Genomic DNA, 13,354 nt, shown 5'->3' on the forward strand with positions numbered 1-13,354 from the left:
CTACAGACTCTAGACATATTTACTTAAGAGAGAGTCATACAAGATTTTTAACGGAACGAGTTGTTTCTCTTCTTGAAAGCAAAGACAAGGGTATTTTATCAGATAAATGGGTATTTAAAATATCAAATAAGCTATTTACTTTGATGAATCCAAATAAAAAACTTCTAAAACAAATAAAAAAAGCTACAATATTATGAATACTTTTCCTATATGTAGAATAATAAGAATTGTATTAGAAAAACATGGTTCTAATTGGAAAATAGTATACGCATCTTAAATAAAAGAGCTTAAATTTGATTTAAGCTCTTTTATTTTTTATAATATATTATTAGGTAGGTTAATTTCGAACGTACAAGTGAAAAATTTTCTTTAAACTAGGGGGTGAGAATTATTATATTCGCAACAATTATAGGATTAATTATTTTAGTAGGAATTACATTTTTATATCTTAATGATAAATTAGAAAATTTAAATGAAAAGAATAATTTATCAACAGTATCTGTAAAAAAACTTAATTTAATTAAGACTATTACATTTTTAATTGCAGGTTTGATTATAATATTTTTATGGTTATCTGCACTAAAGGGTGCTGAAAAACTAATAGTGATTTCGTTAATACTTTTGGCTATTGATTTTATTTTTATGATAATCTTTAAAGTAAAATATAATCGTTACATAAAGAAAGATAGGAAATTACAACAGAAACGTAAATCTAAATAAGAATTTGTACATAAAAGAGTATTTGTTTTTGAAACAAATACTCTTTTGAATTATCACTAAAAAAATACTATTATTTGTATTATTTGAATATAAATATAGAGTATTTTTTATTAATATAATAATAAAGTGCGAAATAAATATAAAAATCAATAATCAGGAGGTTATGTATGTTAAAAAAGAAATTAATCTTATCTCTAATTGCATTAATATCAACTACATTCATAGGTTGTAATGCTAAGGATTCCAATGAGAAAGTTGTACAAATTGGTATTTGCCAATTAACTCAACATGAAGCTTTAGATGAAGCAAATACGGGATTTACAGAAAAAATAAGTACACTTCTTAAAGAAAAGGGGATTTCTGTAGAAATTGATTCTAAAAATGCACAAGGAGATTTTCAAACTGCTCAAACAATAGGAGTACAATTTGCAAGTGACAAAAAAGATCTTATTTTTGCAATAGCAACACCAGCAGCACAAGCAATGTATAATAGTACAAAAGAAATTCCAATTGTATTTACAGCAGTAACAGATCCAGTTGCAGCTGGAATTGCAAGTGGTTGGGATTCATCTGGTAATAATACAACAGGTGTTTCAGATATGGTTCCAGTAGATAAACAAATTGATTTAATGACAAAACTTATTCCAGCTACAAAAAAATTAGGTTTTATTTATAATACTTCAGAGGCAAATTCCTTAGTTCAATTAGAATTAATAAAAAAAGAATGTGCTAAAAAAGGTATTGAAGTTGTTCAAATAGGAATTACTAATGTTAATGAAATAGAACAAAACTTAAAAAGCAATCTAAATAAAATCGATGCATTATATTTACCAACAGATAATGTAGTAGCATCAGCTTATTCTTTAGTAAATAAAATATCAAATGAGAAAAAGATTCCAGTTTTTTGTGCGGAAGAAGCAGCTGTTACAAGAGGTGGTCTTGCAACTATAGGCATTAATTATAGAAAGCTTGGTGAAGCTACTGCAGAAAAAGCATTTGAAATTTTAGTAAATAAGAAAAATCCATCAGATATAAAAATTGAAACTTCTGAAAACTTAGATATTGTTATTAATGAAGACGTTGCTAAAGAATTAAATATTACAATTCCAGATGATATAAAAGCTAAGGCTAAATTAGTGGGAACAGAATAAATTGGAAATTTTAATAAGTGTTTTAGAACAAGCCTCATTATTTTCTTTAGCTGCAATAGGTGTGTATATAACATACAAACTTTTAGATTTCCCAGATTTGTCTGTTGATGGATCGTATCCATTAGGTGCAGCAATTACTGCAGTACTATTAGTAAATGGGGTTAACCCTATAATTGCTATATTTTGTTCAATTATAGGAGGAGCTATCTCCGGTTATATCACCGCTATTTTACATGTGAAATTTAAAATTACTAATTTAATGTCTGGAATTTTAGTAATGATTTCATTATATTCTATCAACTTACTTATTATGGGAAAATCAAATATTCCTTTGCTTTCAGTTAATCATATTTTTATGAATAAGAAATATACATTTTTTATAATTTTATTTATTCTAATATTATTAAAGCTTATGTTTGACCTATTTATGAAGACTAAATTAGGTTTTTTATTAACTGCTGTTGGAGATAACGAACAGATGGTTACATCCCTAGGTGTAAGTGCTAATAAAATTAAAATATTAGGATTAGTTCTAAGCAATTCTTTAGTGGCTTTATCAGGTTCCTTAATAACTCAATATCAAGGATTTGCAGATGTTGGTATGGGAACAGGAATTGTTGTAAAAGGGCTTGCTTGCGTAATTATTGGAATGTCTCTATTTAAAAATTTAAAGTTCATAAAAGCAACAACATTTTCTATTTTAGGAACTATTATTTACTATTCTGCAATACAATTAGCATTAAAGGTTCAACTAGATCCAAACTACTTAAAACTTTTAACTGCAATTTTAATCATTATTGCATTAAGCATTGATAATATTCCTAAACGTAAAAAAAATTTAATGAAAAAAGAAGAGGAAATAGAATGTTAACGATAAAAGAACTCTCTAAAACTTTTAATCCAAACACAGTAAATGAAAATCGTATTTTTGATGAAATATCTTTAAATGTTGCTAAAGGTGATTTTGTATCAATAATCGGATCTAATGGTGCTGGTAAATCAACTTTATTGAATATAATCTCAGGACAAATACAAGAAGATAGTGGAATAATACAAATCGAAAATGATCAAATAAGTCATTTAAGCGAATATAGAAGAAGTAAGATTATTGGACGTGTTTTTCAAAATCCCTCTTTAGGAATTTCCCCTAATATGACTATTCTTGAAAATTTATCCTTAGCCAATAATAAAGGAAATTTTTTTGGATTAAGTTTTGCGATTAACAATAAAAAAGTTTCATATTTTAAGGAAATGCTTTCAACCTTAGAATTAGGACTAGAGAATAAGCTTTGTAGCAAGGTTAAATTGCTATCAGGAGGGCAACGCCAAGCACTTACGCTTTTAATGGCAACTATGTCCAATCCAAAATTACTTTTATTAGATGAGCATACAGCTGCATTAGACCCAAAAACATCAAAGAAAATTATAGAACTAACAAATAAAATTATAGTAGATAAAAAAATTACAACTCTTATGGTAACCCATAATATGAAGCATGCATTAAATTATGGGAATAGATTATTTATGATGCATCAGGGGAAAGTTATATTAGATATAGCTGGTGCAGAAAAACAAAATTTAACAACGAAGAAGCTCTTAAATTTATTTGAAGATATAGCTATCGATGATGAACTGAGTGATAGAAGCTTATTTATTTAAAGGCAGTTATAATTCTTTTAAATAAAAAAGAGTTGATTTTTATTTGTTTAAAAGGCACAATATAAGTAGACTTTTTACAAAGAGGTGCTTGAAATTGTTAACAGAAAAAAGATATGAAATAATATTAGATTTACTAGATGAAAATGAGGTTATAAAACTAAGTACAATAGCTGGAGCTACAAATAGTTCAGAATCAACAATTAGACGTGATTTAATAAAGTTGGAAAATAAGGGGCTATTGAAAAGAATTCATGGTGGGGCAAAAAGTCTTAGTACTAAATTAAACAATAAGTTAAATACTGTAAATAAAAATTTGAAAGAACAACGTATTTTAGGTGAGTTTTGTGCAAATTTAATTCAAGATGGTGACTATGTTTATTTAGATGGTAGTGAGATTTCAAAACATATAATTAAAAATATAAGTTTAAAAAAAGTCCATTTTTTTACTAATAGTGTAGAACTAGTTATTGAGTCTGCAAAAAATAATATTCCTATCTATCTTTTAGGAGGTACAATTTCAAATGATTCTTTAATGTCATTTGGAAGCAAAACACTTGAAGAAATACATGGATTTACATTTGATAAATCATTTTTATTTGCAGATGGTATTAATAAAGATAAAGGATTTATGATAGATCATTTTGAAAAAGGTATTTTATATAAAGCAATTTGTACAAATACCAAGGAAAATTATGTTACTATATCATCAAATGATTTTGAGGTGAAGGGACATATAACTTTTTCAGATTTTCAAAAAAGTACGCTAATTATGCCAGCTCATCTCTCAAATTTAAATTTTTTGGAAAATATTATAAAGGTAGAGATTTAAGGTCACAAAATAAACCAAATAAAGGTTTATTTTGTGACCTTTATGCATAAAAGAGAAATATTTCTATAATTTTAATAATATACTTAAATATAATTTATTTAAGGAGTGGGAGTTTTGGATAATATAAAAGTATATCCTAGTAAAACTGTGAAAAAAGAAAATTTAATAAATGTTAAATCTACTATAGAATCTTTATTAAATAATATAGCTAAAAGTTCTATGATAGACAAAAGTATTAGCGAAGTAAGTGAAGAACTAAATCATATTTCACGATCGTTTAAACGATTAAATAAAGAATGTATACTATTAGAAAATATAATAAAAAAAGATATTTCTAATTATTTAAACAAATCTAAGGAAGAACATATTGATGATTTAGAGAATCTTCAAAAAAGAGCATTTAATATGATTCCGTTTGAAAGTATTGAAAGTTTCAGAAAAAAAATACTAAAATTAACTTCAAAAAAAGAAAAAATGGATAGTTTACAAAGTTATCACAATGAGCTATTAAAAGAAAAAGAAGTAATTGAAGAAAGTATCAATAAAAAATCAATACCATTTTTAAATAATAAGCAGTTAATTAGACTTGAATTAGAAATTTATTTAGAAACATTGCTCGAAGAAATTAATGTAAAAATTATTGAATTGGATGATAAAATATAAAATAAAACTAATATATTGTTTTTGTTACATTTTTTTACAAAATAGGGTATAATTAAAATGAAGTAATTTTAAAGGAGCATTTATATGAGTAATACATTTTTATTAGATCCCAAAGTAGATTTTGTTTTTAAAAATTTATTTATGTTTGAATCTAAAAGTAATATTTTAAATTCTTTTATTAATTCATTTATTAAGGATAGGGTTATTGTAGAGTCTACTATAAAAAATAATGAAATTGAAAAACACTTTTTAGATGATAAATTTTCTACTCTTGAAATTGATTGTCTAACAAATTCAAATGAAAAAATAACTGTAGAGATTAAATTAGATAATGGATATAATTTGATAAAAAGAAGTGTCTATTCTTTATCGAAGCTATATGAATCACAAGTTATTGAGCGTGAAAATTGTAGCACATTAAATTCTGTTATTGCAATAAATATTTTAAATGATTCATATATTGAAAATGATAGATTTCATAATATGTATAGATTAAAAGAAATCGATACAAATGAGGAACTATCTAATGTGTTAGAAATTCATTTTATTGAAATAAATAAAGTTTCTAATACATCAGAAAACACTTTAGCTCATGCTTGGATTGAATTCCTAAGGAATCCACAAGGCTTAGAAACTATTGAAAACATATCTCAATATGAAGAAATTTCTATTGCAAGTGATATCTTGAATAAATTAAGTAATGATTTGAAACAACGTGAATTCTATGAACTACGTGAGAAAATGATTCAAGATAAACTAGTAGCATTAAATACAGTAGAGAAGAAAGCATTAGAAAAAGGAATTGAAGAGGGCCTAGAAAAAGGAATTGAAGAAGGATTAGAAAGAGGACGTTTAAAAGAGAAGATTGATATTGCTAAAAATCTACTTGATGTATTAGATGATTGGACAATCTCTCAAAAAACTGGATTAGAAATAAATCTAATTAAAGATATGCGAAAATAAATTAAATTTAAAATCTGGATCAGAAGTTTAATAATAACATTTAAATAATAACTACTATTATCTATTTCTTTGTGTTATAATGAAGAAAACAAAGGAGGGCTTAAATATGGAACAAATATCTCTTTTAAGAGAATCAATTTTAAATATCTGTGAAGGGTATCTATTAAATAATCTAGATACAGAATTAACGTTAGCTAGATTAAAGGAAAAATTAGATACTGTAAAAAAATTAGAATATGATAACTGTTCAGTAGAGCTTTTTGAAATCCTTTTAGATGAAGAATTATTATTAGATATATTAATAAATAAGGATATGTTAGATATAGATACTTTTAATGAAGTAGTAGCTAATAAAGAAGCTTATTTAAATGGAACTCATACATTCAAAAAGTTTTTAGATGGATTAATTTAATAAAATCCCATATTATTTTTAAAGAAGGTACTAAACTAGCACCTTCTTTTATTTTTATATTTTATAAATCCATCCTTTTGGTGCTTTAATATCACCAAATTGAATTCCAATTAAAGTATCATATAATTTTTGTGTTATTGGACCTACTTCTGTTTCACTAAAAAATACATGTAAATTTCCATTTGTCTGTATACCACCAATCGGTGTTATAACTGCAGCAGTTCCGCAAGCACCAGCTTCTGAAAATTTGTCTAAATCATCCATATAAACATCCTCTTCTAATACTTCCATATTAAAATAATCTTTAGCAATATCTAATAGTGAGTATTTTGTTATAGATGGTAATATAGATGGTGATAGAGGTGTTATAAATTTATTATCTTTAGTTATTCCAAAAAAGTTTGCTGAACCAACTTCTTCTATTTTTGTATGAGTTGCTGGATCTAAGAAGATTGCATCTGCAAATCCATTTTCCTTTGCCTTTTTTTGTGCTAAAAGGCTTCCTGCATAATTTCCACCAACTTTTGCAGCACCTGTTCCGTTTGGTGCAGCTCTGTCATAATCAGAAACTAAGAAGTTAACTGGCTTCATACCACCTTTAAAATATGGTCCTACTGGAATACAAAAAACTGAAAATATAAATTTAGTTGCAGGTTTTAAACCAATGTTATCACCAACTCCAATTAAAAATGGTCTTAAATATAAAGTTGCCCCTGTACCATAGGGTGGAACAAATTCTTCATTTTTTTTAATGACTTCTACACAAGCATTGATAAATTTATCTACTGGTACATTTGGCATTAAAAGTCTATCAGCGCTATTATTCATCCTTTCAGCATTTTTATCAGCTCTAAAAAGATTTATATGACCATCTTTTGTTCTATAAGCTTTTAAACCTTCAAAACATTGTTGTCCATAATGCAGTGCTGGAGCTCCTTCTTCAATAGATAATTTATTATCTTCTACAAGTTTTCCTTCATCCCATTCTCCATTTTCCCAAACAGAAATATATCTATAATCTGTTTTTATATAATCGAAGCCTAGATTTTCCCAATCAATTTTATTACTTTTCATATACCCTATCCCTCCTAATATAATTAATTATTTCTATTATATTACAATTTCATTTTTTATAAAAGCTATCCTTTCTTTTATTTTATTCAATATAAATTACTAAATAAAATATCTTCTTTTATCTTTTTAGTTTTTTATGTTAAAATTTAAGTGTTTATATAGATAAATGTATTTTTATATATAAAAATATACAAATAGATAATATTAATTTTAAGGATGGTGAATTACATTGGCACTTACCCCAATGATGGTACAATATTTTGAAGTTAAAGATAGATACAAAGATTGTATTTTGTTTTTTAGATTAGGTGATTTTTATGAAATGTTTTTTGAAGATGCAAAGACAGTATCAAAAGAATTAGAGATAGTTTTAACAGGTCGTGATTGTGGCTTAGATGAAAAAGCTCCTATGTGTGGAGTTCCATTTCATGCAGCAAGTAATTATATCCAAAGACTTATATTAAAGGGATATAAAGTTGCAATTTGTGAGCAAGTTGAAGAAGTTGGTGCTTCTAAAGGAATAGTTAAACGTGATGTTGTAAAAGTAATAACTCCTGGTACATATGTAGAAAATAGTGAGGTTGCTTCAAATAATACATATTTAAGTGCTATCTATGAGTATGAGGATAGAATAGGGCTTGGAACAACTGATATAAGTACTGGTGAATTTAAAGTAACTTCATTTAAAGCACTTAATTCAACTCTTTTAGATGAAATCACAAAAATTAATCCAAAAGAAATTATAATTGATGAAAACTTTGATGATGAATTATTAAAAGAAATAAAAAGTTCTACAAATGCAATATTTACACAAAAAAATTTAAATGAATTTTTAATAAGTAAAGAAGAACTTTTAAATCAATTTACTGAAGTAGAAATAGATTCATTAGATACAGCTTCTGAAATGGCGGCGCGGATTCTGTTAAAGTATGTATATGAAACTCAAAAAATGAGTCTATTAAATATTAATTTTCTTGAGAACTACGATATAGTAAACTTTTTAAGTATTGATGGAAATACTAGACGTAATCTAGAGTTAACTGAAAATATACGTGAAAAATCAAAAAAGGGTTCTCTCTTATGGGTGATGGATAAGACATCTACATCTATGGGAAGCAGAGCTTTAAGAAAATGGATAGATGAACCTCTAATTTCAAAAAAAGAAATTAATAAGAGACTTGAAGGAGTAGAGGAATTAGTTAACGATTTATCATTAAGTGATGATTTACAACTAGCATTAAAAAATATTTATGATATTGAAAGAATAGTTGGGAAAATTGCTAATGGAAATGTTAATGGAAAAGATATGATTTCACTTAAAAGCTCTCTTATTAAATTACCAAGCGTTCATGAGTTATTAAAATCTACCTCTTCAGTACTATTAAGAGAATATTTTAATAACTTAGATACCTTAGATGATGTTAAAGATTTACTACACAACAGTATAAAAGAAGATCCTTCTCTTAGCATAAAAGAAGGAGATATCATTAAAGATGGCTACTCAACAGATGTTGATGAGCTTCGTGTTGCTAAATCACATGGTAAAGAGTGGATAGCTTCCCTTGAAAACTCTGAACGTGAAATTACAGGAATTAAATCTTTAAAGGTAGGATATAATAAGGTTTTTGGATATTATATTGAAATTAGAAAAGCTAATTATGATTCTATTCCAGAGGGAAGATATATAAGAAAACAAACTCTTGCTAATGCTGAAAGATATATTACAGCAGAATTAAAAGAGATGGAAGAAAAGATTCTTGGTGCGGAAGAAAAATTAATGAAGCTTGAATATGATTTATTTTTAGAGATAAGAAAGCTTATAGAAAAAGAAATTCCACGACTAAAAAAATCAGCTAGAATTATTGGAGAACTAGATTCGTTATGTACTTTATCTAAAATTGCAATAGAAAATGATTATGTTAAACCAAATATAAATGAAGATGGGCTTATTGAAATTGAAGATGGTCGTCATCCTGTTGTTGAAAAAGTAATCGGGCTTGGTGAATTTGTTTCAAATAATACAATTTTAGATAAAAAAGGAAATAGATTGTTATTAATAACAGGACCTAATATGGCAGGTAAATCAACATATATGAGGCAAGTTGCCCTTATAACCCTTATGGCTCAAATGGGTTCATTTGTTCCAGCAAAAAAAGCAAATATATCTGTATGTGATAAGATATTTACAAGGATTGGAGCCTCAGATGATTTAGCAGGTGGAAAATCTACATTCATGGTTGAAATGTGGGAAGTTTCTAACATTCTTAAAAATGCAACTCCTAAAAGTTTAGTTTTACTTGATGAAGTTGGACGTGGGACTTCAACATATGATGGATTAAGTATTGCTTGGTCTGTTATAGAGCATATTTCAAATGAAGACTCTCTTAAATGTAATACATTATTTGCAACACATTATCATGAGCTTACTAAACTTGAAGGATCTATCGAAGGTGTAAAAAATTATTCTGTTGCTGTAAGTGAAGTTGATGATAATATAGTGTTCCTTAGAAAAATAGTAGAAGGTGGAGCTGATCAAAGTTACGGGGTTGAGGTTGCAAAACTTGCAGGAATACCAAAGTCAGTTATAGATAGAGCAAAGGAAATACTTCTTGATCTAGAAGACAATGACAATACTGCTATTGAAAATATAGAAATTAAATCTCATAAAAGTAAAAAAATAAAAGAATCTAAGGAAGTTTCTATCACTATAGAAGAATCTTCTTTAAATATACCTAAATCTGCAGAGATGCAAATGGATTTTACTTTTATACAAAAAGAAGAATTTATAAAAGAAATTTCAAATATAGATATTTTAAATTTAAATCCAATGGATGCTATGAATAAATTATATCAACTAGTTAAAGAAGCTAAGGAAATTTAAATTTAGTAAAAGGAGGAGATTATGAGAAGAATTAATGTATTAGATATTGAAACTGCAAATAAAATTGCAGCAGGTGAAGTTGTTGAGAAACCTTCATCTGTTGTAAAAGAACTTGTTGAAAATAGTATTGATGCAAAAGCAAAAAATATAATAATTGAGATAGAAGAAGGTGGAACATCTTTTATTAGAATAATTGATGATGGAATTGGAATCCATAAAGATGATTTAGAAAAGGCTTTTCTTCCTCATGCAACAAGCAAAATAAAAAATTCAGATGATATCTTCTCTATAATGACTTTAGGCTTTAGGGGAGAAGCACTTCCTTCAATAGCGGCAGTCTCTAAAGTAACATTAAAAACTAAAACAGAAGATATGGAATTTGGAGAAGAAATTACTATTGAGGGCGGTAAGATTATAAATAAATCTTCTTGCGGTACAAATTTAGGAACTACAATAGAAGTTCGTGATATTTTCTTCAATGTTCCTGCTAGAAAGAAATTTTTAAAATCAAATACTAGAGAAGCCTCAATTATTTCAGATATTATAAATAGACTTTCTTTAGCAAATCCTAATATTAGTTTTAAACTTTTTAGTAGTGGCAAAAAAATTCTTCAAACCTTTGGACGTGGCGAACTTAAAGACTCTATACGTGCAGTTTATGGGAAAACTATTACTGATAATATTTTATACTTTGAAACTATAAAAGAAGATATTAAAATTTTTGGATATATAGGAAAAGAGGAAATTTCAAGAGGTTCTAGGAATAATCAAAGTATTTTTATAAATGGAAGATATATAAAAAATAAAACATTAACAGTTGCAGTAGAAAATGCTTTTAAATCATTTGCAACTGTTAATAAATTCCCCTTCTTTGTTTTATTTATAGAAGTATTCCCAGAATTTGTGGATGTAAATATTCATCCAACAAAATCAGAGGTGAAATTTAGAGATGAAAGATATTTATTTAAAAATATTTTTGCAGCCGTACACACAGCTTTAAAAAATGATGTCTTTAATGATTTTAAAATACCTGAAGAAGAAATTTCAAATAAAAATATAGTGGAAGAAGAGTTAATAGCTTTTAATATACCTGAAGATAATTCAATAGTTTTTAATTCTTTTGAGAAAAACAAACAATTAAATGAATTCAAAATAGAGGAATCTAGTTTAATAAACGACACTACACTTCTAAATGAAATAAATAAAACAAATTCAGAATTAGCTAAGTTAAAGGAAAAAGTTAAATTAAATCCACCACCAAAAAATATTATAAGTCCTAATGCCTCTTCTGATATGAAATATATATATGTCGATTCATCTAAAAAAGATAGTGCTTTAAATGATAATATTTTATTTGAAAAATTTGAGGATGTTAAGAGTAAAACTACATCGGAAGAACTAGTTAATATTCAAAATACAAACAAGGAAAAAATAGCTAAATTCCCACCACTTAGAATAATAGGACAATTTAATAAAACTTATATATTAGGTGAATTTAATCATACATTGTACTTAATAGATCAACATGCAGCCCATGAAAAAATATATTTTGAAAAATATCTTAAAGATATTAAAGAGGGAAGCATCATAGTTCAGCCACTATTAGTTCCAACACTTATAGAAATGACCACAGATGATTTAGCTTATTATGATGAAAACAAGAATGTTTTTACTGAATCAGGGTTTCTTATTGAAAGCTTTGGTGGTAATACATTGGCATTAAAAGAAGTTCCCTATTTCTTAGGAAAAATAGATGCTAAACGATTATTTCTAAACATCATAGATAATTTAAAAAATCTAGGCTCTGGAAAAAGAGAAGAGGTTAAATATAATAAAATTGCAAGTATGGCATGTAAATCTGCTGTAAAAGGAAATGATTCTTTAAGTGAAATGGAAATGATAAAGCTTGTTGAAGAATTAAGATTTATTGAAGATCCATTCCACTGTCCTCATGGAAGACCAACCATAATTAAATTTACAGATATAGATTTAGATAAAAAGTTTAAAAGAATAATTTAGGTGATTATAATGAAAGAAAAAATTTTAGTAATTGGTGGGCCAACTGCTGTAGGCAAAACAGACCTTTCAATTCAAATAGCAAAAGCATTAAATGGTGAAATAATTTCAGCAGATTCAATGCAAATTTATAAAAAAATGGATATTGGCTCTGCCAAGGTTACAAAAGAAGAAATGGATGGAGTTATTCATCACATGATTGATATAGTAGAACCAACAGACGAATTTACAGTAGCTCACTATAAAGAGTTAGGTGATAGTATTATTAGTGATATTTTAAAGAGAGGTAAACTACCTATTATCGCTGGGGGAACAGGTCTTTATATTAATTCGTTAACTTGTAATATGGATTTTACTGAAGGTGAATCAGATAGTGCTTATAGAGAAAATTTGCAAAATATAGCAACTGAAAAAGGAAATTTTTATTTGCACGAAATGTTAAAAGATATCGACCCTATAAGTTATGAAAATATTCATATGAATAACACTAAACGTGTAATTCGTGCCCTAGAAGTTTTTCATTTAACTAAACAACCATTTAGTTCATTTAACTTAGGTGAAAAAATGTATGAGTCTCCTTTTGATATTCATTACTTTGTCCTTACAATGGATAGAGAAAAACTATATGAAAGAATTAATAGAAGAGTAGATATTATGATAGAAAATGGATTAGTTAATGAATGTAAATATCTTATGTCCCTTGGTTTAGATGAAACTAACCAATCTATGCAAGGAATAGGTTATAAAGAAATTCTTATGTATTTAAAAGAGAAAATTTCACTAGAAGAAAGTATTGAATTAATAAAAAAAGGTTCAAGAAATTATGCTAAAAGACAATTGACATGGTTTAGACGAGATAAAAGAGTAAATTTTTTAAATAAGGATATACTAACAGATGTAGAGATTAAATCTCAAATTATTAATGACATGAGATAATCCTGATTGTATAATCTAATTAAAGAATTATATATAATAATTAGTTTTAA

At 26.6% G+C, this 13,354-nt stretch carries 13 protein-coding genes; 12 read left to right on the plus strand and 1 reads right to left on the minus strand.

The genetic code is table 11. The features are described from left to right. The 9 genes from ACRC28_RS02185 to ACRC28_RS02225 form a co-directional block, all read left to right on the plus strand. Positions 1-197 (plus strand): hypothetical protein (locus ACRC28_RS02185; protein WP_438541819.1); only part of this gene is annotated, 197 nt, incomplete at its 5' end. A gap of 184 nt (positions 198-381) precedes the next feature. Then, a complete protein-coding gene (locus ACRC28_RS02190) occupies positions 382-720 on the plus strand; it encodes a hypothetical protein (protein WP_438541820.1) in 339 nt (112 codons plus the stop codon). Between the two features lie 167 nt (positions 721-887). Next, a complete protein-coding gene (locus ACRC28_RS02195) occupies positions 888-1,871 on the plus strand; it encodes an ABC transporter substrate-binding protein (protein WP_438541821.1) in 984 nt (327 codons plus the stop codon). A gap of 1 nt (position 1,872) precedes the next feature. After that, the gene (locus ACRC28_RS02200; protein WP_438541822.1) at positions 1,873-2,742 is read left to right on the plus strand and encodes an ABC transporter permease; all 870 of its coding nucleotides are present in this window, start codon (positions 1,873-1,875) and stop codon (positions 2,740-2,742) included. After that, a complete protein-coding gene (locus ACRC28_RS02205; protein WP_438541823.1) occupies positions 2,736-3,530 on the plus strand; it encodes an ABC transporter ATP-binding protein in 795 nt (264 codons plus the stop codon). Before ACRC28_RS02200 ends, ACRC28_RS02205 begins: the two co-directional genes overlap by 7 nt. Positions 3,531-3,624: 94 nt before the next feature. After that, positions 3,625-4,359: a DeoR/GlpR family DNA-binding transcription regulator gene (locus ACRC28_RS02210; RefSeq protein ID WP_438541824.1), complete on the plus strand. Its 735-nt coding sequence runs from the start codon at positions 3,625-3,627 to the stop codon at positions 4,357-4,359. Between the two features lie 114 nt (positions 4,360-4,473). Then, positions 4,474-5,022, plus strand: coding sequence for a hypothetical protein (locus tag ACRC28_RS02215; protein WP_438541825.1), 549 nt, complete (start codon positions 4,474-4,476; stop codon positions 5,020-5,022). Between the two features lie 84 nt (positions 5,023-5,106). Continuing rightward, positions 5,107-5,985, plus strand: a complete 879-nt coding sequence (locus ACRC28_RS02220) for an Rpn family recombination-promoting nuclease/putative transposase (protein ID WP_438541826.1) — start codon at positions 5,107-5,109, stop codon at positions 5,983-5,985. Between the two features lie 106 nt (positions 5,986-6,091). Then, a complete protein-coding gene (locus ACRC28_RS02225; protein ID WP_438541827.1) occupies positions 6,092-6,397 on the plus strand; it encodes a hypothetical protein in 306 nt (101 codons plus the stop codon). Positions 6,398-6,451: 54 nt separating this feature from the next. On the opposite strand, the gene ACRC28_RS02230 is transcribed toward ACRC28_RS02225, so the two are convergent. Continuing rightward, positions 6,452-7,471 (minus strand): branched-chain amino acid aminotransferase, encoded by a 1,020-nt coding sequence (locus ACRC28_RS02230; protein ID WP_438541828.1) that lies wholly within the window; start codon positions 7,469-7,471, stop codon positions 6,452-6,454. 229 nt (positions 7,472-7,700) lie between these two features. Between ACRC28_RS02230 and mutS the strand changes: the two genes are divergently transcribed. From mutS to miaA, 3 genes are read left to right on the plus strand one after another with little or no spacing between them, the layout of a single operon-like run. Then, positions 7,701-10,352, plus strand: a complete 2,652-nt coding sequence (mutS, locus tag ACRC28_RS02235; protein WP_438541829.1) for a DNA mismatch repair protein MutS — start codon at positions 7,701-7,703, stop codon at positions 10,350-10,352. Positions 10,353-10,373: 21 nt separating this feature from the next. Next, the gene (gene mutL, locus ACRC28_RS02240) at positions 10,374-12,371 is read left to right on the plus strand and encodes a DNA mismatch repair endonuclease MutL (RefSeq protein ID WP_438541830.1); all 1,998 of its coding nucleotides are present in this window, start codon (positions 10,374-10,376) and stop codon (positions 12,369-12,371) included. Between the two features lie 9 nt (positions 12,372-12,380). Then, positions 12,381-13,304, plus strand: coding sequence for a tRNA (adenosine(37)-N6)-dimethylallyltransferase MiaA (miaA, locus tag ACRC28_RS02245; protein WP_438541831.1), 924 nt, complete (start codon positions 12,381-12,383; stop codon positions 13,302-13,304). The last annotated feature ends 50 nt before the right edge of the window (positions 13,305-13,354 follow it).

The sequence above is a fragment of the Clostridium sp. genome (assembly GCF_051650885.1).
Lineage (GTDB): Bacteria > Bacillota > Clostridia > Clostridiales > Clostridiaceae > Clostridium.